Below are 21,840 nucleotides of genomic sequence, written 5' to 3' on the forward strand. Positions count from 1 at the left end.
CACGGCAGCCGCGCTGCGCGCACGGCGACTGGATCGGCCGAGACCGCCACAAGGCTCTTGCCAGAACTTGACTTTGGCGACAGTTCTTCAGCTCCGGGTCAAGACGTGGATCTCGTGCCCGCCGGCGCCCGTGGGTCGGCCGCACCGGTACCGGACAGCTGCGTGACTGTGAGGTGCGATGCGCGTGACGAACAAGGCCACCGCGGCGGCGCCGCACGCCGATCATGGCGGCGAGAAGCCGGTCCGCATCGGCGTGCAGTTGCGCCACGCGCGGCTCGTGAAGGGTCTGCGCCTCAAGGACGTCGCCGACCGGGCCGGCTATTCGGAGAGCCTGATCTCGAAGATCGAGAACAACAAGGCGATGCCGTCGATCAACACGCTGCACCGCATCGCACGCGTCCTCGACACCTCGATGGCGGCGCTCCTGAGCGACGGCGGGGGCGCGGCGAACGTCGTGATGACGCCGGACCAGCGGCCGAGGATCATCGCCGACGATGTTCCCGGCACCTCCGACAGCGACGGCACGGAGGCGGAGGTGATGATCCCCTTCGGCGCCAGCACCATGCTGGAGGCCTTCCTCGTCCGCGTGCAGCCCGGCGGCAGCAGCGGCGGTGAGCGTCACCACGACGGCGAGGAGGTCGGCTTCGTGCGCTGCGGCGAACTGGTGCTCACCGTCAACGGCGAGATCCATCACCTGAAGGCGGGCGACTCGTTCTTCTTCCCGTCGACGCAGCCGCACAGCTTCTCGAACCCCGGGGCCGTGCCGACGGAGATCGTCTGGATCAATACGCCGCCGTCGCTCTGAGGCGGCATGGTGCCGACCGGTCAGCAGGAGCTACGCGGATACTCAGGCACCGACGCCGTCCTCGCCGAAGCGCAGCGCCCTCAGCATCCGCTCCGGCAGCATCGGCAGCTTGCGCACCCGGGGAGCCACCGCGGCGACGGCATTGGCGATCACCGCGCCGGCGCCGACCAGCGGCGGCTCGCCGATGCCCTTCGCCCCGAAGGGGTGCGTCGGCTCGGGCACCTCCAGCACGATCGAGTGGATGTCGTGTGGCACGTCGAGGCTGCTCGGCAGCTTGTAGTCGTGGAAGGTGGGGTTCGCGAGGCGGCCGCCGTCCCACACCATCTCCTCGGTCAGCGCCCAGCCGAGGCCCTGCACGAAGCCGCCCTGGATCTGCCCTTCGACGGCGCCGGGGTTGATCGCCCGGCCGACATCGTGGGCGCACCAGGCCTCCCTCACCTCGACCTTGCCGGTGACCTCGTCGATCTCGATTTCGGCGACCTGCGCGCCAAAGACGAAGGCGCCGACATTGTCGAAGGAGACCATGCCGGAGAGCAGCGTGTGCTTGGGGTCGAGCGGCTCGTTGTGCATGACGGACCCGGCGCCGATCACCGGGCCGCCGCCGTCGGCGAACCACAGCGACTTCGCGGCGATCTGCGCGAAGGTGACCGTGCGGTTGCCGCCGCGCACGCCCATCAGGCCGCCCTCGCGGAGTTCCACCTCCTCCTCGGGGCAATCGAGCATGCCGGCGGCGAGCTTCGCCATCTGCGCCCGTACGCTTTCCGCGGCGATCGAAACGGCGCGGCCGACCATGTAGGTGACGCGGCTGCAGTTGGTGCCGGAGTTGTAGGGCGAGGCGTCGGTGTCGGGGGCGACGACGTTGATGTCGTCGACGGTCAGACCCAGCGCCCCGGCGCACATCTGGGCGAGCACGGTGTCGCTGCCCTGGCCGAGGTCGACGGCGCCGGTGTTGAGCGCGATCGAGCCGTCCTGGGCGAGGCGGACCACGGCGCCGGTCGACAGGAAGCCGCAGACGTGGGCGGTGAGCGCCACCCCGAGGCCCCGGCGGGTGCCGGAGTGGGACGCGGCCGGCGCGGGACCGGTCTTCGCGGCGGCCCTGCGCTCATGCCAGCGGGACTCGCGCGCCACCGCCTCGAGAGACTCGCGCAAGCCGCTGTTGGTGATCACCTGGCCGCCGATCCAGCGATCGCCGGGCTCGATGAGGTTCTTCAGGCGCAGCGCCACCGGGTCCATGCCGAGCGCCTCGGCGACCTCGTCGATCTGGCACTCGCCGGCGAACGTCGCCTGCGGGTTGCCGAAGCCGCGGAAGGCGCCGGAGCGCAGCTTGTTAGTGTAGACGGCGTGGCCGCGGATATCGATGTCGTCGAATCGGTAGGGGCCGGCGGCGAAGAACAGCGCGAAGTTCATCACCGCCGGGCTGTCGTCGGCATAGGCGCCGCCGTCGAACCAGGCCTCGACCTCGCGGGCGACGAGGGTCCCATCGGCCAGCGCGCCGGTCTTGACGCGGATGCGCGCCGGATGGCGGGCGCGCTGGGTGACCATGTCCTCCTCGCGCGACAGCACCACGCGCACCGGCCGGCCGGCCTTGAGCGCCAGCGCCACGGCGAGCGGCTGCACCATCGATTCCGATTTGCCACCGAAGCCGCCGCCGATGCGCGGGGCGATGCAGCGGATCCTCGCCATCGGGATGCCCAGGCACTCGTTGAGGTTCGCCTGGGTGCGGAAGACGCTCTGGGTCGACGACCACACCGTCACCTTGCCGCGGCCGTCGACGCTCGCGAGCGCCACCGACGGCTCGAGATAGGCGTGGTACTGCGCCGACGTCTCGTAGACGCGCTCCACCACGACGTCCGAGCGCGCGAAGCCGGCGGCGACGTCGCCCTTCACCAGACGCGCGTTCGACAGCTCGTTCGGCGCCGTCCGGGTCGAGGCGTCGTAGATCTTGGCGTAGGCGTCGAAGGCCTCGTGCAGCACCGGCGCGCCGGGCGCCATCGCGTCCTCGACGGAGAAGACGGCCGGCAGTTCCTCGTAGTCGACACGGATGAGGTCGGCGGCGGCGCGCGCGATCTCCGGTGTCGTCGCCGCCACGGCGGCGACGATCTCGCCGATGTAGCGGACCTTGTGACGGGCGAGCACCGTCTCGTCCTTGACGCAGAGGCCCATGTAGCGGTCCTCGAAATCGTCGCCGGTGATGATGGCCTTCACCCCCGGCACGGCGAGCGCCGCCGTGAGGTCGTAGCCGCGGATGCGGGCGTGGGCGTGCGGGCTCGTCAGCACCGCGCCGTGCAGGAGGCCGGGCAGCACCATGTCGCCGGTGTAGACGGCGGCACCGCAGGCCTTCTCCCACGCTTCCAGGCGCGACATCGTCTGGCCGACGCTGCCGCCGACTTTCTTGGCGATCAGGGGATCGAGGGCGTTCATCGCGGCCTCCTCAGCGGGCCGGCAGGCGGCGGGCGGCGAGTTCCACCGCCTCCACCACCTTCACGTAGCCGGAGCAGCGGCAGAGGTTGCCGGACAGGCCGACGCGGATATCCTCGCGGGTCGGGCGCGGGTTGTTCGCCAGAAGCTCGGTCGCCGAGACGATCATGCCGGGCATGCAGAAGCCGCACTGGATGGCACCGGCGTCGAGAAAGGCCTGCTGCACCACCGACGGCCGGCCGCCCTCGGCGAGTCCCTCGATGGTCGTGACGCTGCGGCCGGCGACGGTGACGGCGAGCGACAGGCAGGCCCGGTGCGCCTCCCCGTCGATCAGCACGTTGCACGCCCCGCAGGCCCCCATGCCGCAGCCATTCTTGGTGCCGGTGAGACCGAGATCGTCGCGGAGTACGTCGAGGAGGGTGCGTTCGACCACGGTGGCGACTGCGACGGGCTCGCCGTTGACGGTCATCTGGACGGCGACCAGGGGTCCGCTCATCGGTCGGCTCCAGCGAGCTTGGCAGCGGCGCGCGCGACGGCGCGCCCGATCAGGCCGGGGAGGATCATGCGTCGGAAATCGGCCGAGCCGCGGAAGTCGGACGGCGGATCGGCCGCCTCGGCATAAGCGGCACCGAGTCTGTCGACGGCGGCAGCGTCCGTCGGCGGCGACCCGACGAGCGCCCTCTCGGCGGCGGGCACGCGAAATGGCACCGGTGCGCAGCCGCCGACGGCGACGCGCACCGCGGTCACCGTGCCGTCGGCGACGGCGAGTCGGACGGCCACGCAGGCAGTGGCGAAGTCGCCGTCGACGCGCGAGAACTTCAGGTAGGCGCCTGCCTCGCCGGGGCGGGTCGGCGGCAGGGCGAGCGCCTCGACCACCTCGCCCGGCTGCAGCACGGTCGCCATTGCGCCCACGAAGAAGCCATCGGCCGATATCGTCCGGGACCCTGCGGGGCCGCGGACGAGAACCGTGGCATCCGCCGCCATCACGGCGCACGGGTAGTCGGCGCTCGGCTCGGCGAAGGCGAGGACGCCGCCCATCGTGCCCATCGTGCGGATGGCCGGGTGGGCGATCTGGCCGGCCGCCTCGCGCACGGCGGCGTTGCCGCCGCCGATGAGATCGCACGCGGCGACACGCGCATGCGTCGCCATCGCGCCGATGGTGACGGTGCCGTCCGCACCGACGGTGACGGCATCGAGACCGGGGATGCGGCGCAGGCTGACCAGGCGCTCCGGTCGCACGGTACCGGCCGTCATCAGCGGCACCAACGAGGCGCCGCCTGCAAGGCACCGCGCGCCGGCGGAGGCCAACAGCGCCACCGCCTCGTCGAGGCTCGCCGGCTCGTGGAAGTCGATCGGGCGGAATGGCATCGGGCTGGCGGTCCTGACCGGCGCGCTTGCACCTGCTTGCGCGCTGTTCATGTTCTTGAAGCTGCTGCTGGGGGGTCCGGCTGTCAAGTTCGGCTCCCGACCGAACCGTTGTTCAAGTTCTTGAACACGGATCAAACCTGTGCCACGGTCGGTCTGCTCGAGGCCATGCAAGCCGCGAGCCGCGGCGCCGCCATCCTGCAGCGCCCTGCCCCTTTCGACGGAAACGGCGATGACGATCAGGGACGGCAAGGCCTATCGCGCGGGGCTCGGCGATGGCAGGGCGGTCACCATCGACGGCACCGCTGTCCCGGACGTGCGGACCCATCCGGCCTTCCGCAACGCGGTCTCCTCCTTCGCGCACCTCTATGACTTCCAGGCCGCACCCGAGAACCGCGAGACGATGACCTTCGACATCGGCGGCGGGCGGCGGGTCAACCGCGCCTGGCAGCTGCCGGAGAGCTACGACGACCTCCTCATCCGCCGCCGCGCGCTGGAGGCCTGGTCGGCCGAGAATTTCGGCATGCTCGGCCGCTCTCCCGACCACGTCGCCTCGACACTCGGCGGCATGATGATGGGTATCGAAGTGTTCGAGCGGCACGGCGCCGCCCGCGCCGGTGCGGTGCGCGACTTCTTCCACCATGCCCGCGAGCGCGACCTGTTCGTCAGCTATGTCATCCAGAACCCGCAGGCCGACCGCTCCAAGTCCGCCGGCCTGCAGGCGAACCGCCACCTCGTCGCCTCCGTCGTCGACGAGGACACCACAGGCATCACCATCCGCGGCGCCAAGATGCTGGGCACGTCGGCGATCATGTCGGACGAGCTGTTCGCGGCGAACATCCAGCCGATGGTGCGCGGCGAGGAGGACTATGCCGTCTCCTTCGCCATGCCGATCGCCACCCGCGGCCTCAGGCTGCTGTCGCGCAAGTCCTACGAGGCCGAGGTGCGCGACGAATTCGATTACCCGCTGAGCGCCCGCTACGACGAGAACGACGCCGTCGTGTACTTCGACGATGTGAAGGTGCCGTGGGAGCGGGTGTTCGTCTATCGAGACACCGACGTGGCACGGGCGCAGTGGCACGACGCGCCGACGCACGTCTACCAGAACTACCAGTCGCAGGTGCGGCTGATGGTGAAGATGCGCTTCCTCGCCGGCCTCGGCCGCCGCATCGCCGAGACGAACGGCACCGTCGACATGCCGCCGGTGCGCGCAAAGCTCGGCCACCTGTCGGCGCAGGCCTCGATGGTGGAGGCGATGGTGCACGCCATGGAGGCAGGCGGCTACCGCCGCGGCCGCTACTATCTGCCCTCGCCGCAGCACCTCTATGCCGCGCAGGTGCTGACCCAGGAGATGTATCCGCAGGCGATCACGGCACTGCGCGACCTCGCCGGTGGCGGCGTCGTCATGCTGCCTTCCTCCTTCGCCGACTTCGCCGACCCCGAGCTCTCCGCCATCATTGCCGCGACGCAGTCTTCGCCGGTGCGCGACGCCGTCGGGCGGGTGAAGCTCTTCCGCCTCGCCTGGGACGCCATCGGCTCGGAGTTCGCCTCGCGGCACGTGCAGTACGAGATGTTCTATTCCGGCGCCGGCCACGTCACCTCGGCGAATGCCTACCGCACCTTCGACTGGGACCAGGCCACCGGCATGGTCGACCGCCTCGAGGCCTCATACGACCTCGCTCCGCCGGCCCCGCCGCTGCGCGCCGCCGGCGAGGGACGCTGAGGACGACGGTGGCCGCCGCGACCATTTTGGCTGAGCGCCGCACACGAGCACGACGGCGGCGATCCATGTCATCCTGCCGGCATGCGTCCGCGCCGCGCGACCCCTGACGGACGCGGGAGGAGGATGCCGCCGTGCCGCTGACGCTCGACCCGACCCCCGAAACTGTCCACTGGGGCTATCTCGACGCCACCCTCCGACCGGTGGCGCGCGTCCGCTCCGGCGAGACGATCGTGCTCGCCGCCGTGTCCGGCGGGCCGGCCGAACTGCCGGCGGACGAGGAGCGCTTCCCCGTCTCGGCCGCGCACCGGGCGATCCTCGCCGCCCTGAAGCCCGAGCTCGGCCCCCACATCCTCACCGGCCCGATCGCCGTCGAGGGCGCCGAGCCCGGCGATGTGCTCGAGGTCCGCATCGAGGCGGTCGAACTCGCGCAAGGCTGGGGCTACAACTTCCACCGCCCGCTGAAGGGCGCCCTGCCGGCGCGCTTCCCCGGCCGCCGCATCCAGCACATCCCGATCGACATCGCCCACCGCACCGCCGCCTGCCCGTGGGGGACGGTGCTGCCGCTCGCGCCGTTCTTCGGGGTGATGGCGGTGGCTCCGCCGCCGGCGTGGGGCCGCGTTTCCTCCATCGAGCCGCGTGAATTCGGGGGCAATATCGACAACCGCGACCTCGTCGCCGGCACGAAGCTGTTCCTGCCGGTGTTCGTCGCCGGTGCACTGTTCTCCGCCGGCGACGGCCACGGCTGCCAGGGCGACGGCGAAGTCAATCTGACGGCCCTCGAGACGGCGCTGACGGGCACCTTCACCCTCGTGCTGCACAAGCGGCGCCCGCTCGCACGCCCCCGCGCCACCACCCCCGACACCCTCATCACCATGGCCTTCGATCCCGACCTCGACGACGCCGCGACACGGGCGCTCGAGGACATGATCGACGCTCTCGTCGCCTGCACCGATCTCGCCGAAGCCGACGCCTACGCCCTGATGAGCCTCGCCGGCGACCTGCGCATCACCCAGATCGTCGACGGCAACAAGGGCGTCCACGCCGTCCTGAAGCGCTCGCTGCTGCCGCCGATCGACGACGCCGCCTTCGCCGCGGGCCCACCCGCCTGACCCCACCGACCGCAGCAGCGTCGCCACGACCCGCGAGGAACCTCCGATGCTGAAGACCGGCGCCGAATACCTCGAGGGACTGCGCGACGGTCGCGTCCTCTATGTCGGCGGCGAGCGCGTCGACGACGTCACCGTCCACCCGGGCTTCCGCAACGCTGCCCGCTCCTATGCCCGCCTCTACGACGCGCGCTTCGAGCCGGGCGGCGAGGACCTGTGGGTGGAGGAGGACGGCGAGCGCTTTGCCGCCTACTTCCTGCAGCCGCGCGGCCGCGAGGACCTCGAAAGGCGCACCCGCTGCAGCGCCCGCATCGCCGCCCTCACCCACGGCATGATGGGCCGCTCGCCGGATTTCGTCGGCGGCTACATCACCGGGGCGGCGATGCACCCGGAGGTCTTCGCCCGCGGCGGCGCGCACTTCGCCGATCATGTGACCGCCTTCTACCGGGACTGCCGCCGGCGCGACGTGTTCCTCTCGCACGCGGTGGCGCCGCCGCAGGGGACGCGCGACAAGGCGATGTACGGCCGCGAGGCGGCACGGGTGCCGAGCCTGTCCGTCGTGGCGCGCGACGCCGAGGGCATCACCATTGCCGGCATGAAGATGCTCGCCACCTCGGCCGCCTTCAGCGACGAGATCTGGATCGGCAACATCCTGCCGCTCGCCCCCGGCCACGAGGACGAATCCGTCACCTGCATCGTGCCGCCGAACGCGCCCGGCCTGACCTTGTGGTCGCGCAAGCCCTACGAGCGCTACGCCGTCAGCGAGTTCGACAACTACTTCACCAGCCACTTCGACGAGAGCGACTGCGTCGTCGTCTGCGAGGACGTGAAGGTGCCGTGGAGCCGGGTCTTCACCATCGACGACATCGCGCTGTCGCGAGCGATCTATTTCGAGACGCCGGCCCATACCTTGTCGAACCACCAGGCGGGCGTGCGCTACCTTGAGAAGATGCGCCTGCTGCTGGGCCTTGCCCGCCGCATCACCCAGTCGATGGGGATCGCCGGCGTGCCGGCGGTGGCCGACGACCTCGGCCACCTCGCCGCCCTCTACGGCATGATGAGCGGCATGATCGCCGGCCAAATCCAGGGCCATGAGCGGCTAGCGGGTGGCTTCGTCAACTACGACCGCCACGTCATGAATTCGGCGATCTACTTCGCCACCCAGCACTATGACGAGATCTGCGCCAAGGTGCGCGAGCTCTCCGGTGGCAGCGTGCTGCAGATGCCGGCCGACGTGTCCGTGCTGGAGAACCCGGTGACGCGGCCGCTGTTCGAGGCGCTGTGGTCGACGCCGCAGCAATCGGCGCTCGATAAGTTCCAGCTGTTCAAGCTCGCCTGGGACATCCTCGGCTCGGACTTCGCCGGCCGCCATTTGCAGTACGAGCGCTTCTACATGGGCCCCGCCTTCGTCGTGCGCGCCCACGCCAGCCGCGAATGCGGCTGGGCCGGCATCGAGGCCGACATCGACGCGCTTCTTGCGAGCTACGGCCCGGGGCCGCTGCTGAACCGGGGGCTGGCGGGCGGCAGCGGCGGCGGCGGTGGCGGTGGCGCCCCCGCCCAACTGGCCGACGCACCGGCTCGGGCGGTGGCCGACGCGGCCGCAAAGGCAGTCTGACCCACGCGGCGTGGCAGGCTCGCTGACGATCTTCCGGCCTGCCGCCATGCCAGCCGGCTGGCGCACCAGTGCCGCAGGCCCTCGCTCGGTACGCCGCCGCACCAGAGCCACAGGACCTGCTTCGAGGCAACCCCCACGCGACCGGCCATCGTGTGCGGGCCGCCGCATACTGCCCGCCCCCAGAGCGTTCCGGACGCGGAAGAGCCGCTCAGCGGCTGTGGCCCAGACCTCGGTCAGCGGACACGCAAGGCGTCTGGACACCGGCCGCTGGAGTGCCTATAAGCGCCACGCCCTCGCACGGCGAGCCCTCACCGGCCCGCCCCGAGCGCCCAGGTAGCTCAGTTGGTAGAGCAGCGGATTGAAAATCCGCGTGTCGGTGGTTCGAATCCGCCCCTGGGCACCATCCCTTTCTCCTTAAAAATCAGCGACTTACCGGAACGGCGGCACCAGCCGGAGCCCGGACCGTGTCGCGTCCATGTTGCAAGCGGGTGCCAGCATTTCCGGGAGATTCCGGCGGCTCCGATAGACTGACGGCGCCTCCACGCGACATGAAACGCGACATGGTCCGCCAATCGTATTCAGGAATTGACATTGTCTCCGAAGCACTCCACTTTGCGCCGATGGAGTATGGAACATACGAAGCCACTCTCGCCCATATCCACAGGGTCGAGGAGCACGAGGGAAAAGCCTTCCGGGCGCGCATCCGCGTGCTCCGGTATGAAGGCGTTCCGGCTGCACCGATGCCTGGCAAGGGTTCGAGGATCGAGTACAGCTTTGCCGACCTCGTCGAGGCGAGCTTGGGTCTTCGCATGGCGGAGATCGGGCTCCCGCCGACCCGGATTGCAATGCTGATCGGGCGGCTGAGAGACGACTACCCCGACTGGATCGAGCGGGTAACCGTGCTGGGATCGGAGACGGGAGAAGACGTCTTTCTTTGCTTTTTCCCGAATGGCCCCGGCCCTATCTTCTCCTCAGATGACATATTCTTTCATTTGGATATTGGGGGACGGGTGCTGGCTTACCTCCGGAAAGAGGAAGGCTACTTTAACCTCGTCATCAACTGCACCACGCTCATCCGCAACTGCCGCGAAGCACTCCGCGCCACGTCGTGAGGTTCAACACAATGAATGTCAAATCAGGAATAGACGTTAAGGCCGACGACCTTGAGGTGCTGTGGGGCGCGCGCTCGATCGCGCAGCCGCTTGGCGTGTCGGAGCGGCGCGCCTTCTACATGCTCGAAACCGGAGCCATCCCCGGTGCCAAGAAGGTGGCCGGGCGGTGGGCGATCACCCGCGCCCGGCTCCGCGAGCTTTTCGAGGCGGAGTGATCGCAATGCGTCGCATCGCCTTCGATCGCATCGCAGCGGCCGCGCTGCTGGCTGCAGATCGCATTGCGCCGGCACTGCTACCGGACGGACGCAGGCGCGGAAACGAATGGTTGGCGCGCAATCCCCGCCGGGCGGACCGCCACGTCGGCTCGTTCAGCGTCAGCCTCGTCTCCGGCAAATGGGCGGACTTCGCAACCGGCGACAAGGGTGGAGACCTCGTGGCGCTGGCCGCTTTCGTCGCTGGCGTCGACCAGGGCGAGGCGGCGCGGCAACTGGCCGGCGCACTCGGCATCGACCCTTATGAGGGCACCTGAATGATCGAAAGCCCATTCGCTCGCATCGCTGACGCCGTGACCGGCTACGTCGCGGCGCCGCCCCGGCCTGTCGCCGACGAGCGGACGGTGATGCCGGCACCCGCCGGAGCGGACCTCACCGGCGCGGACATGAGGCGGCTCACGCCCGCGGGTGCCCGGCTGGTCACAGGCTGGCGGTATCACGACGCTGCGGGTCGATTGATGGGCTGCGTCGCGCGCTTCCAGATGCCGGACGGCGGCAAATCCTATCGCCCGATCGTCTACGTCGAGAGCAAGGGCGAGGGTCGGTGGACGTCGCGGGGCTTTCCCGATCCGCGCCCCCTTTTTGGCCTCGACCGCCTGGCGAAGCGTCCGAACGCCGACGTCATCGTGGCCGAGGGCGAGAAGAAGTGCGGCGCCGCCGAGGAGATGTATCCCGACTTCGTCGCCATCACTTCGAGCGGTGGTGCTAATGCGGCCGAGAAGACTGATTGGTCCCCGGTCCGCGGCCGGCGCATTGTCATCCTGCCCGACAACAACGCGGCGGGCCGGCGCTATGCCGATGACGTCGCACGCCTCGCCCTCGCTGCTGGTGCAACGTCCGTGCGCATCGTCTCTTGGCCTGCCGATGTCCCCGATGGGTGGGACATTGCAGACCCTCTGCCGATCGACGTTGAAGTCGACTTCGACCGCGTGCTCGCCGAGGCGGTGCTGATTTGCGGGACGACTGCGAGCATCAAGGATGCTGGCAACGACTGGCCGCATCCTCTGCCGATCACGTCGACCCTGCCGCCGGTGCCGCCGTTCGATCCCGAGCTCCTGCCCGAGAGGGTGCGGCACTACGTGATGGATGTAGCGGACCGCCAGCAGGCGCCGCCCGACTTCGCCGCGGTTGCCGCCCTTTGCGGCCTCGCCGCGGTCCTCGGCAACACCGTGAAGATCGCGCCGAAAGCCCAGGACGACTGGACCGTCACGCCGAACCTTTGGGGCGCGATCATCGGCCGGCCGAGTGCGATGAAATCCCCGGCGATGGCCGCTGCGCTGGCGCCCGTCTATGCGCTGCAGGACGAGATGCGGCGGCAGTGGGAGGCGGACTGCAAGGAAGACGCGGTCAACGACGCGCTCGCCGGCCTGGATGTGAAGGAGGCGAAAAAACGCGCCGCCAAGCTGCTCAAGGACGGAGACCGGGACGCTGCCCGCAGCGCCATTCTCAGTGCAGCGGGCGACGAGGACGAACGCCAGCCGTGTCCCCGCCTCATCATCAATGACGCCACGGTCGAGAAGGCTGGCGAACTGCTGAATGAAAACGAGCGCGGCTTGCTGCTCGTCCGCGACGAGCTGCCCGGCTTCCTCGCCCGAATGGAAAGCGAGGAGTACCAGAGCGAGCGCGCTTTCTATCTCGAGGCGTTCAACGGTGACGGCCGCTTCACCTACGACCGCATCGGGCGCGGCACGATCGAGATCAAGAATTGCACGCTGAGCCTCATTGGCGGTGTGCAGCCGAGCCGAATTGCCCCGATCGTCCGCGGCGCGATCACTGGCGCCTCCAACGACGGCTTGATCCAGCGTCTCCAGATGGCGGTGTGGCCCGACGACATCGCCGAGTGGCGGTGGGTGGACCGCATCCCGAGGGTGTTGGAGCGGCTCGACTACGACCGCGCGTTCACCGACCTGCGAGCGATCAGCCTCGACGACCAGGGCAACCCGACGGTGCTGCGCTTCACCCCGGAAGCGCAAGGCATGTTCCGCGAATGGATGATGGAGATCCAGACGGAAGCGCGCGGCGGCACCCTCCCGACGACGCTGGAAAGCCACATCCTCAAGATGCCGAAGACGGTCGCCAGCCTAGCGCTGATCTTCGAATTGGTGGAGGGCGGCCGCACCGCTGTCGGCGCCATCGCCACGGCCCGCGCGCTGGATTGGGCGGACTACCTGCGCAGTCACGCGAACCGTCTTTACGCCGCCGGCGCCACGATGGCAGAGGATGGCGCTCGGCTGATGATAGAACGGCGGGCCCAGTTGCCCGACCCCTTCACCGTCCGCGACGTGCAGCGCCGCCAATGGGCCGGCCTCGCCGACCGAGATGCTGTCGTCTCCTCAATCGAGGCGCTTCTCGCCACGCATCACTGCCGCGACACCTCCGAAGGATCTGGCCCGCAGGGTGGCCGGCCGACGGTCACGTATCGGTGGAACCCCCTCCTGCAGGTGGGAGGCTAGCGATGGGGCGCTGGCTCGCATCACTCCGCAAGGCCGAGAAAATCCGCGCGGACGCCAGAGGAGGCACTGACAGAACTGACACAACCCCCGCAAACGAGGTTTCGTCAGTTTCGTCAGTTTCGCCGGGAGCCATAACCGAGAATTTTCGCAGCGGTCGCATTCGGGGCGGCAGCGGTTCCGTCAGTTTTGTCAGTGGCCATTGCGAGGCTGACGAGAATTTTCAGCACGGTCACGCCTGGGACATGGAGGACTGGCGCGCGGCCTTCGACGAGCGCGCCGGGATCCTCGAGTTTGATGAAGGCCTGTCCCGAGAGGACGCCGAGCGGGTAGCCGGGGCCGAGATCGCCGAGCGTCGGCGGGTGCTGCACTGATGGGTGCGCGTGTGGACGGGGGCGGAGGGGAACAATCGGGGCGGAGCACGGGAGGCGGACCGGTCAGGGCCACTTCGACACCCGGCCGCGAATTAAACTTTCGTGCAGATCACCCCGTAGGGGTGGCCCAACTTTTCCGTCTGAAACACATCGCAGTGCGAACGAAGGACACCGGACGGTCCCACCCCTACCTCGTCAGATTTCGCAGGTCCGCCCCCGGGGCGGGAGGGTCGGAAATCCGGACCGGATGGGCCGCGGTGCCGTGCTGGGGGTCACGCGCAGATTTTATCCCCCATGCGCACTTTGGGGGTGCGCACTCCCCTGCGAACCGTGCTGCGAACCTCGCCGCACTCCAGCAAATCCGCCGTTCTCGTGGTGCGCACCCTCGTTGTTCGCGGTGCTTGTTCGCGGCAGGGGTGCGCACTGCTGCGCCTGGAGGCTCGCGCCATGAGTAGAGTGGGCCGACAGCGGGGCGCGGACCGGATGCGGCAGCTACGCCAGCGTCGCGCGGCCGGGCGCATCGTGCTCCCCGTGGAAGTCGACGAGGGCAGGCTCGTGGACGTGCTGATCGCGTCGCGTCGGCTTCACCCGTCAGCGGCGGACGATCGCGACAGCATACGCAGAGCGCTGGAAGGTCTCATTGAGGCGTTCCGGCTGGAAGCGTGACACGTCACGCCACGCCTTGTCGGCTTGTGTCACGATCGACGCAAATCAGGAGATCACCATGCGCGTCGTCGCCGACCTCGACAACCAATTCCCAAAGCAGAGTGCCTATGTGGAGCGCGCCGTCTTCGCCGAAGTCATGGCGCACGCCGGCCTCTACCACGATGGCTCCGACGCCTTCCTGCAGGAACGCTACCCGACCGACAAAATCTCGCGGGCAGTGCTCAATCGGGCGAATGTCGACCTCTCGACGACGGGCAATCAGGCGGCGCTCGCCGAGTCCGCGCTGCGGTCCTTCCTCGTGTCGCTGGCGCCGGAGAGCGCAGCGGCGGAACTGATCCGCCGCGGCGTCCGCATCGACATCGGCCGCTCCTCGCTCGCGCGCTTCCCATTCCGCAGTGGCGCCCCCACTGCCGCGCCATGGGTTGGCCAAGGTGATCCGATCCCGGTGGTGTCTCGCACCTTCGACGGCGTGACGATCGGCCCGGCCAAGAAGATCGCGCTGATTTCCGCCATCACCCGCGAGCTCGCCAAACGGGCGGACGGTGAAGCCGTGGTGACGCGAGTGCTGCGGGAGGACGTGGCCGCCGGCTTGGATGCCGCCTACTTCTCGACGGCAGCCGCCAGCGACGCCGCGAACGCCGGCCTGCTCAATGGCGTCAGCGCGCTGTCGGGAACGCCCGGCGCCGACGCTGTCGCCATGGCGGCTGACCTCGAGGCCCTGGCCGCGGCCGTCTCCGAAAACGGCTCCGGGGCAGTCGTCTACATCATGTCGCCGAAGAATGCCGCAAGGCTGCCGATCCGGGTGCCTGAGATAGCCGGGCGCATCACGGTCCTGCCGAGCCATGCTGTCGCGAACACCCGCATCATCGCCGTCGACCCGGTGAGCGTCCTGCACAGCACCGACCCGGCGCCGGACATCGTGGTTTCGCGGGATGCCGTCCTGCACATGAGCGACGTGCCGCTAGAGATCGTGAGCGACACGGGGCCGACCACGGCAGATCCGGTGCGGTCCATCTACCAGACCGACGGCATCGCAATCCGCATCATCGCGGAGATTGCCTTCGCCAAGCGCCGCTCCGATGCGGTCGCCTTCATCAACGATGCCTCGTGGTGATGACATGGATTTCCTCGCTGAACAGGACCGGCGCCGCATGCTGGCGGCAATTCGAGACAAGGCCGATCGCGGCGACCCTCTGACGAGGCGCGAGCGCTCTGAGCTCGCCGGTGAGCACGCACGTCGGGTGGGCGAAGAGATCGCCGCGAAGCTGCGAGCCGGCAAGACGCGCGACGCCTTCGACATCATCCTTCACGAGATGGCCGCCGCGGCGATCGTCCATGCGGAGAGACGGGCCGAGCTCGAGGATCGCATAGCCGCGCTGGAGGCTGCGGCCGCACCGCTGAAAGCCGGGCGAGTGCGATTGGTGTCGCACAGTCCGCGGGCGGTGTCGTGATGGCGTCCGCCGTGGAAGCCGCCGAGGCGGCCGAGGCGCACGCCCGCTTCGGAGACGAGGCGATCCGTTTCGCCGACGGCTTCGAGCGAGTTGTGGACGCATTCGTCGACAAATGGCGCCGCGCCCCGTCCCGCTCCGAAACCCATCTGATCGTCCAGGCTCTTGTCGCGGCAATCGAGCCAAACGCGCCGACGACGCGGTTGCAGTGAAAGGGACGCCCATATGCCCGTCATCGTTTCGCAAGGCGCGTCGTTCCGGAACTTTGGACTGCTCGCCCGCTCGCCGCAGCCTTCCGGATGCCTTGCCATCTGGGATCTGACGGGTGGCAATGCCGCCTCCGCCCGCAAGTCGCTGGTGGGCGACATCGAAGCCGCCGACATCGGCTCGCCGACCTGGCGCCGGCCGGGCGTCACCCTCGACGCCGACAACTCGCTCGGCACTTCGATCAGCGGCGGCATGGAGGAAATGACGCTGCTCGGCGTGTTCTTCCGCGATCCCTCGACCGCCTACCTGGGCAATCACAACGCTAGCGGCTATGGCGACTCGCTCGTCGAAACAACCGGGGGCGTGACGCGCTTCCGCTCCACTGAAGTCCTCGGCTTGGATGTTTTCACATTCACCCTCGATTTGGACAACCCGTGTCCGCAGGGCGCGCCGTTCTTCTTCGCCGCATCGTTCACGCTGTCGAGCGTGACGGCAACGGTCGGCTACCGCAGCAGGTTCTACACCAAGCGCGCGACCATCCACTCGAGAGGGCTATCCACTGCGAACCTGCGCATCGGCACCGGCAACCCCACCACGTTGACGGACAGCCCGTTCGTGGCGTGCGGCGCCGGTATCTGGGGCCGTGCGCTCAACGAGGGCGGGTTCCGGGCGGTCTATGAGTGGTTCAAGCACCGGCACGAGCGGCACGGGCTGCAATACTGATGGCCGACACCGTCCACATCCGGAACCTGCAGGCGATCCGCGCCCGCCTCGTCGATAGGCGTCGCGAGATCGCAGCAGCCGACGCAGCGAGCGTGGCCAACGGCTATGGCGCGGGAAACGTCGCTCTGATTGCCGACATACAGGCGCAGATCGCGGCGATCGACTGCACCATCAAGGATGAGCAGAGCACTGGTGGGGCTAGTTCTTCATACCTTTTATGGTCTCGACCTTCCCTAGAGCCGTATTTAGCAACTCGACCAATCCGCTGGATTGGACGTTTGTCAGAACAATTGTAGACACCTCACCACCTAGAAAAGCAATATCGAGCAGAACAGACCCTTCACCATCGACAGACACGTCAATATCTTTTATCCTCAGGGCAGCGACGGACCCTTCTTTGTCTTCTGCAATTCGAACTGACTTCTCGAGGTCCGGAATTGCACTGGCAAGCGCAGCTGATGGCAAAGATATCAGGGAGACGCGTCTATCTGGCGCCTCAAGCTCAATCCCTATTCGGCGACCTTCCTGGAGGATCGTCACACCACTAATTCGGCGATATCGCACGAAGTCTTCTGACATTGTCACCCCCCACAGTTCAACGCAGGCGTCCTAACGTTCGAGGTATCCTCTCCCCCGCAGCCATTCGACCACGATCCGCCGGATCATCTCCGACCGGCTCGGTGCGTCCGGCTCGGCCGCTGCAGCCGCGTCCAGCGCGGACGTGACAGCTTCCGGCGAGCGGAAGCCGACGATGGGATCCTTCCCGGTGGCCGGGCGGCCGCGCTTTTTAGGTGCAACAGATATTGACGTCATGGGTTAAGGGTTATACAGAAAATGCAGGCCGGAGGAAAGCGCCAACTTCCACTCCGGCCCTAACCCCAGGCACGGAGAGACCCATGCCCACGGCTATCCAGACGACTACCACATCCCGCCGAGCGTTCCTCGCCGGCATGGCGGCCGCGGCCGCCCCCGTCGCCACGCTGCCGGCGGGCGCGAGCGGGGCGGGTTCCCACTTCCGCAGCGCTGTGGAGCGCTACCGGCAGGCGCTCGCCGAGCTCAACGCAAGCACACTGGAAGAGGACGCTTTCGACGCCGCGATGACGTCGATCATCGATCCGCTGGAGGAGGCGATGAGCACAATCGACCTCGCGTCACCCTCCGATGCGGTTCTGGCGATGGACCTCGCCCGGGAGCGGTGGAACCCGCTCAGCCAGGACAACGAAAACGCGTTGTTGGAGCGCGTCCACGAGTACCTTCGGAGGGCTGCAGCATGAAGTGGTCAGAACCTCACCCGCACGAACTACTCCGCCGAGCCGAGCACTTCGTGACCGTCGTCTTCCTCACGACCTGTTCAAGCGAGCGGGGCGAACTCGACGGCCACGAACTGGAAGCCATCAACACCGTGCTCGGCGAGGGCATGATGATGCTTCGTCGCGCGAATGATGCAATCGAGAAGGCGGACCGCGATCGGCACCCCGTTGACGCTGCCGACGAGCGACGGGTGCCGCGCGATGCCGCATAGCGTTCCCACGGTCCGCCCGCGTCGCCGCGACGGCTGGCGGCAGCTCCGCCGGGCGGCTGCCGAGACGATCCGCATGTGGCTCGCTCGCAAGCTGATCAGCCTCGCGACGTGGGTGCTACCTCGTCGGCAGTGAGATCGGCGAGACGCGAAAGGTGGGCAATCTGCCCAAGTTTCCCGCGGAGAGGGTTTCGACACAGGTTGTGGCAAAACCGAGATTGGGGGGCGGTCCGCGAGGGCCGCCCTTTTCGTTGACTGGCGGATCGCGCGCGACATACTGCCGAACCGGAAACGAGGGCGCGACCGATGGCCGTCCGCAAGCGCCAATGGAAGACCAGCAAGGGCGAGGCGCGCGAGGCGTGGACGGTCGACTATGTCGACCAGCACGGCGCCCGGCACATCAAGACCTTCGATCGGAAGAAGGACGCGGACCGCTACCACGCCGCTGTCAACGTCGAGGTGATGGAAGGCGTTCACGCGCACGAGCGCGGCAGCATCACCGTGAAGGCGGCAGGGGAGGCGTGGTTGGAGGCGGCGGCCGCGAACGGGCTCGAGGCGGCGACGCTTGCGCAGTACCGCCAGCATCTGCGGCTCCACATCGAGCCGTACCTCGGCGCCGTGCTTCTGGCGAACATCACGCCCGCGACGGTGCGCAAGCTCGAGGATGACTTGAAGCTCGGCACGCCCCCGCCTGGCGCCGAGACTGGCAAGCCGCGCTCGCCCGCTTTGACGCGCAAGGTGATGGTCAGCCTATCGTCGATCGTCGCCGACGCTCAGGAGCGCGGCAAGGTCGCCCGCAACGTCGTGCGGGAGGTGCGAGCCCGGCGGACCCGTGGCGCCGACAGCCGCTCGGAGAGGCGCCAGCGCGGCCGATTGAAGGTCGGGACCGACATTCCCGCCCCGGCGGAGATCAGAGCGATTGTGGAACACCTGGAGGGCCGCTGGCGCCCGCTCATTCTGGCGGCCGTCTTCACCGGCCTGCGAGCGTCAGAGCTTCGCGGCCTGACGTGGCGCGACGTGGATCTGGACGCCGCGGAATTGCACGTCCGCCAGCGCGCGGACCGCTTCAACAGCATCGGCAAGCCGAAGTCAGACGCGGGCAACCGAACGATCCCCCTCCCCCCGATCCTCGTCAACGCGCTCCGCCAATGGCGACTGATCTGCCCTCGCCGCGACGGCGCGCTCGAGCTCGTCTTCCCCAACGGTCGCGGCAAGGTGGAGTCGCTGGCAAACATCATCAACCGCGGCTTGATCCCCCCACAGATCGCCGCGGGCATCGTCGAGAAGCGGACGGACACCGAGGGCCGGCCGGTGGTGGCGGCGCGGTACACCGGGATGCACGCCTTGCGGCACTTCTATGCCTCGTGGTGCATCAATCCGCGGTCCGCCGGCGGCTTGGAGCTCCCGCCGAAAGTCGTTCAGGACCGGCTCGGCCATTCGTCGATCGCCTTGACGATGAACGTCTATGCGCACCTGTTCCCGCGCGGCGACGACGCCGGGGAACTGGCCGCAGCCGAGCGAGCGCTTCTAGGCTGACGCGACACAAACGCGACATGGCGGCGAAACACTGAGTGATTTCAGCCTTCAACGGCGGATTGAAAATCCGCGTGTCGGTGGTTCGAATCCGCCCCTGGGCACCATTTCCCCCTCCGCACCCGTCCATCAGCGCCAAGAACACCAGGAAAGTCCTGCGTTTCCGTCGCTTGGGCGTCAACCTGCGTCCGTCAGGGCTGTCGGCATTCAGCGAATCTGTTGGCCCGTCGTTGGCACGCGCCGATGCCGACAGACCGCGATGCCCTTTGGTCGAGAGCGCGGCGATCTTTGGCACCGATGGTCCTGGACGTTGGCACCCGTTGCCGGCCTCTTCGGCGTCAGATCGGAGGCCTCGATCGTCGCGGCGCTGCTAGGCCACCGACGCTCCCGCGGGTGCCGCCGCGCGCGCTGCGAGCCAGTCCTTCCACTTCACCGTCGGCTGGTCGAGCCAGTCTTCGGCGTAGTAGTCGGCGAGCGGGCCGAGGGCGTCGAAGGTGCGGCGCAGGTCCTCGACGGCGTCGCCGCCGTCCGCCGGGCCGGGGTTCGCCATGTCGATGCGGATGTCGAGCAGCGGCCGGGCGAAGCGCTCGGAGGCGACGAGGAGCCCCGCCGACATCTGCCCGACCACCTCGCCGCCGGCCTCGTAGCCGGCCTCGATGGCGCGCACCAGGCGCTCGGCGAAGGGCACACCGGCGGTGCTGTCGAAGCTCGCGTGGATCGCCTCGACGACGCCGCGATCCTTGAGGCCGTTGCCCATGGCGACGAAGCCGTCGCCGGTCTTGTGGCCGGTATAGGCGGCGCCGTGGCCGGGGCTGTGCACGCCGACGCTGCCGTCCGCCATGACGATGCCGATCTGGCGATAGTCGAAGTGCGGGTCATAGGTCTTCAGCATCGCGAGGATCTGATCGGGCGACAGGCCGTTGTCGGCGAGGTCGAGCCCGATGTGCGCGAGGCGCCAGTTCGAGTGGCATTGCGAGGAGATCGCCGCGACGCCCGGGCGGACGTGGGGACAGCGCGAGGCGACGCCGAGCGGGCTGGTGGCGAGGCAGATGCCGAGATCGCGGGTCTCGGGGCAACGGGCGACAAGGCTGAAGGTCATTCCTGCGTCTCCAGGAAGGGGGGGACACCATCGTCAGGACCGGAGGCCGGGACGAGGCCGGGCTCCGGCGCCATCGAACGGCGCTCGTAGGTCTCGACGAGCGGCACGTAGGTCTTGAACACGCGGTCGAGATCGGCGACCGCGTCGCCTCCCGCATTCGGCGGGGCGCGGGCGAGGTCGACGCGCAGGTCGATCTGCACGAGGTCGCTCGGCGCCCGCACGAGCAGCGCACTCGACACCGCGCCCTGGCGGACGCCGCGGATGACGTTGACCGCCGCACCCTGCTTCAGGGCCACGAGCAACCGCTCCGCCATCGGCAGCCTGTCATGACGCGCATAGGCGGCCGACATCGCTTGAAGCGGCGCCTCGTCGGCGAGGCCGTTGCCGAGGCTGACCGCGTCGCCCTCGACACGGTGCCCGGCCCAGCTCTGGTTCATGACGCCGGTGTGGGCCTGGATGTCGCCGTCCTCGGCGACGATGGCGATCTGGCGGAAGTCGACCCAGCGGTCGTGGCGGCGCAGCGCCACCATCACCTCTTCGGCGGCGAGGCCGCGGCGGAGAAGATCGATCGCCAGCGGGCCGAGCTTGAGGTTGGTGAAGCCCTGGCTGGTGATGACGGCCTTGCCGACCGAAATGAGCGGGCATCGGGCGCCGATGGCGATGGAACTCGCCGCGATGGCGATGCCGAGCCGGCCGCTGTCGCGCTCGCGCGCCAGGATGCTGATCGTCCAGCCGCCGTCCGGAGACGGCCAGCGGTCATGGGTGTCGCTCATGCTGCCCGCTCCGGCCCGCTGTCGTCGTCGCGCGGCCCGCCATCCATGGCGACAAAGGTGGCGACGATCTCGTCCGCGACCCGGCGGATCGCCTGCTCGAGGTGGCGCTGCGCGGTCGCATTCGACAGCGCCGGCACCTCGATCACGATGGTGCGGCCGCCCTCGGAGGCGGACGGCCCGAGGATCTCCGGGCCGCGCTCGGGGTGCGCCTCGATGTAGGCGTCGAGGAACATCCGGCGCTCGTCGGGATCGAGGCGCGCGAGCTCGACGATCCGCAGCACGTGCTGGGCCGGTATCGCGAGATCGTAGGCCGGGCTGGTGATCTGCGTGACGAAGGAGCGGGTGTTGCCGAGCGCCTCGGCGATCACCTGACGGCTGCCGGAGCCGCGCCGCTTCAGGAAGGTCTGCAGCAGCAGCTTGTAGCGGCGCACCGGCATCAGGTCGTCGAACAGCTCGAACTCGCGCGGTCCGGTTTCGCGGGCGCGCCGCGCCTCCCGAACGGAGGGCCGCGCCTCGCGCGCGGGGGAAGGAGGTGTCTTGCTCATGGCAGTGCTCATTGAACGGTTTTCGGCGGACGGCGCAACCGGGAGAAGTTTAGCAGATGGGATCGTGCTGCCAAGGGATCGGGCAAA

At 68.6% G+C, this 21,840-nt stretch carries 24 protein-coding genes and 1 tRNA gene; 19 read left to right on the plus strand and 6 right to left on the minus strand.

Annotated elements, in window-relative coordinates:
* Positions 1-178: 178 nt before the first annotated feature.
* On the plus strand, positions 179-805 hold the full coding sequence (locus RUR49_RS12335) for a cupin domain-containing protein (protein WP_409146679.1): 627 nt from the start codon (positions 179-181) through the stop codon (positions 803-805).
* Positions 806-847: 42 nt separating this feature from the next.
* Here the strand turns inward: RUR49_RS12335 and RUR49_RS12340 are convergent, their stop codons facing one another.
* The 3 genes from RUR49_RS12340 to RUR49_RS12350 are packed head-to-tail and all read right to left on the minus strand — an operon-like array spanning position 848 to position 4,591.
* Positions 848-3,226 carry a xanthine dehydrogenase family protein molybdopterin-binding subunit gene (locus RUR49_RS12340; protein ID WP_409146680.1) on the minus strand — a complete coding sequence of 793 codons (2,379 nt, stop codon included), beginning with the start codon at positions 3,224-3,226 and terminating at the stop codon, positions 848-850.
* Between the two features lie 10 nt (positions 3,227-3,236).
* Positions 3,237-3,719, minus strand: a complete 483-nt coding sequence (locus tag RUR49_RS12345; RefSeq protein ID WP_409146681.1) for a (2Fe-2S)-binding protein — start codon at positions 3,717-3,719, stop codon at positions 3,237-3,239.
* Entirely contained in the window at positions 3,716-4,591 is an 876-nt protein-coding gene (locus tag RUR49_RS12350; protein ID WP_409146682.1) for an FAD binding domain-containing protein, read from the minus strand. The genes RUR49_RS12345 and RUR49_RS12350 overlap by 4 nt, the downstream gene beginning before the upstream one ends.
* Before the next feature lie 229 nt (positions 4,592-4,820).
* Here RUR49_RS12350 and RUR49_RS12355 point away from each other — a divergent pair, with 229 nt between their 5' ends.
* From RUR49_RS12355 to RUR49_RS12440, 18 genes are all read left to right on the plus strand, one after another.
* Positions 4,821-6,311 carry a 4-hydroxyphenylacetate 3-hydroxylase family protein gene (locus tag RUR49_RS12355; RefSeq protein ID WP_409146683.1) on the plus strand — a complete coding sequence of 497 codons (1,491 nt, stop codon included), beginning with the start codon at positions 4,821-4,823 and terminating at the stop codon, positions 6,309-6,311.
* 131 nt (positions 6,312-6,442) lie between these two features.
* Positions 6,443-7,420, plus strand: a complete 978-nt coding sequence (locus RUR49_RS12360) for an acetamidase/formamidase family protein (RefSeq protein ID WP_409146684.1) — start codon at positions 6,443-6,445, stop codon at positions 7,418-7,420.
* A 46-nt stretch (positions 7,421-7,466) separates the two neighbouring features.
* On the plus strand, positions 7,467-9,032 hold the full coding sequence (locus RUR49_RS12365; protein WP_409146685.1) for a 4-hydroxyphenylacetate 3-hydroxylase family protein: 1,566 nt from the start codon (positions 7,467-7,469) through the stop codon (positions 9,030-9,032).
* A gap of 327 nt (positions 9,033-9,359) precedes the next feature.
* A tRNA-Phe gene (locus RUR49_RS12370) sits at positions 9,360-9,435 on the plus strand.
* A 145-nt stretch (positions 9,436-9,580) separates the two neighbouring features.
* On the plus strand, positions 9,581-10,144 hold the full coding sequence (locus tag RUR49_RS12375) for a hypothetical protein (RefSeq protein ID WP_409146686.1): 564 nt from the start codon (positions 9,581-9,583) through the stop codon (positions 10,142-10,144).
* Between the two features lie 11 nt (positions 10,145-10,155).
* The gene (locus RUR49_RS12380; RefSeq protein WP_409146687.1) at positions 10,156-10,359 is read left to right on the plus strand and encodes a hypothetical protein; all 204 of its coding nucleotides are present in this window, start codon (positions 10,156-10,158) and stop codon (positions 10,357-10,359) included.
* Between the two features lie 5 nt (positions 10,360-10,364).
* Entirely contained in the window at positions 10,365-10,673 is a 309-nt protein-coding gene (locus RUR49_RS12385; RefSeq protein WP_409146688.1) for a hypothetical protein, read from the plus strand.
* A 687-nt stretch (positions 10,674-11,360) separates the two neighbouring features.
* Positions 11,361-12,869 (plus strand): YfjI family protein, encoded by a 1,509-nt coding sequence (locus tag RUR49_RS12390; protein ID WP_409147135.1) that lies wholly within the window; start codon positions 11,361-11,363, stop codon positions 12,867-12,869.
* A 2-nt stretch (positions 12,870-12,871) separates the two neighbouring features.
* A complete protein-coding gene (locus RUR49_RS12395) occupies positions 12,872-13,240 on the plus strand; it encodes a hypothetical protein (protein WP_409146689.1) in 369 nt (122 codons plus the stop codon).
* A gap of 447 nt (positions 13,241-13,687) precedes the next feature.
* Positions 13,688-13,906, plus strand: a complete 219-nt coding sequence (locus tag RUR49_RS12400; RefSeq protein WP_409146690.1) for a hypothetical protein — start codon at positions 13,688-13,690, stop codon at positions 13,904-13,906.
* A gap of 58 nt (positions 13,907-13,964) precedes the next feature.
* A complete protein-coding gene (locus RUR49_RS12405; RefSeq protein WP_409146691.1) occupies positions 13,965-15,020 on the plus strand; it encodes a phage major capsid protein in 1,056 nt (351 codons plus the stop codon).
* Positions 15,021-15,024: 4 nt separating this feature from the next.
* Complete coding sequence (locus RUR49_RS12410) at positions 15,025-15,357, plus strand: hypothetical protein (protein WP_409146692.1); 333 nt, start codon at positions 15,025-15,027, stop codon at positions 15,355-15,357.
* The gene (locus tag RUR49_RS12415; protein WP_409146693.1) at positions 15,357-15,566 is read left to right on the plus strand and encodes a hypothetical protein; all 210 of its coding nucleotides are present in this window, start codon (positions 15,357-15,359) and stop codon (positions 15,564-15,566) included. Before RUR49_RS12410 ends, RUR49_RS12415 begins: the two co-directional genes overlap by 1 nt.
* Before the next feature lie 13 nt (positions 15,567-15,579).
* Positions 15,580-16,284 carry a hypothetical protein gene (locus RUR49_RS12420; RefSeq protein WP_409146694.1) on the plus strand — a complete coding sequence of 235 codons (705 nt, stop codon included), beginning with the start codon at positions 15,580-15,582 and terminating at the stop codon, positions 16,282-16,284.
* Positions 16,284-16,580 carry a hypothetical protein gene (locus tag RUR49_RS12425; protein WP_409146695.1) on the plus strand — a complete coding sequence of 99 codons (297 nt, stop codon included), beginning with the start codon at positions 16,284-16,286 and terminating at the stop codon, positions 16,578-16,580. Before RUR49_RS12420 ends, RUR49_RS12425 begins: the two co-directional genes overlap by 1 nt.
* Positions 16,581-17,180: 600 nt before the next feature.
* Entirely contained in the window at positions 17,181-17,558 is a 378-nt protein-coding gene (locus tag RUR49_RS12430) for a hypothetical protein (protein WP_409146696.1), read from the plus strand.
* A 50-nt stretch (positions 17,559-17,608) separates the two neighbouring features.
* On the plus strand, positions 17,609-17,806 hold the full coding sequence (locus RUR49_RS12435) for a hypothetical protein (protein WP_409146697.1): 198 nt from the start codon (positions 17,609-17,611) through the stop codon (positions 17,804-17,806).
* A 303-nt stretch (positions 17,807-18,109) separates the two neighbouring features.
* Entirely contained in the window at positions 18,110-19,339 is a 1,230-nt protein-coding gene (locus RUR49_RS12440; protein WP_409146698.1) for a tyrosine-type recombinase/integrase, read from the plus strand.
* A 367-nt stretch (positions 19,340-19,706) separates the two neighbouring features.
* Here the strand turns inward: RUR49_RS12440 and RUR49_RS12445 are convergent, their stop codons facing one another.
* The 3 genes from RUR49_RS12445 to RUR49_RS12455 are packed head-to-tail and all read right to left on the minus strand — an operon-like array spanning position 19,707 to position 21,753.
* Complete coding sequence (locus RUR49_RS12445; RefSeq protein WP_409146699.1) at positions 19,707-20,435, minus strand: DUF1028 domain-containing protein; 729 nt, start codon at positions 20,433-20,435, stop codon at positions 19,707-19,709.
* The gene (locus RUR49_RS12450) at positions 20,432-21,208 is read right to left on the minus strand and encodes a DUF1028 domain-containing protein (protein ID WP_409146700.1); all 777 of its coding nucleotides are present in this window, start codon (positions 21,206-21,208) and stop codon (positions 20,432-20,434) included. The genes RUR49_RS12445 and RUR49_RS12450 overlap by 4 nt, the downstream gene beginning before the upstream one ends.
* Entirely contained in the window at positions 21,205-21,753 is a 549-nt protein-coding gene (locus tag RUR49_RS12455; RefSeq protein WP_409146701.1) for a hypothetical protein, read from the minus strand. The genes RUR49_RS12450 and RUR49_RS12455 overlap by 4 nt, the downstream gene beginning before the upstream one ends.
* Between the last annotated feature and the right edge of the window lie 87 nt (positions 21,754-21,840).

Source organism: Pseudoxanthobacter sp. M-2, assembly GCF_046156265.1.
GTDB lineage: Bacteria > Pseudomonadota > Alphaproteobacteria > Rhizobiales > Segnochrobactraceae > CAMDHY01.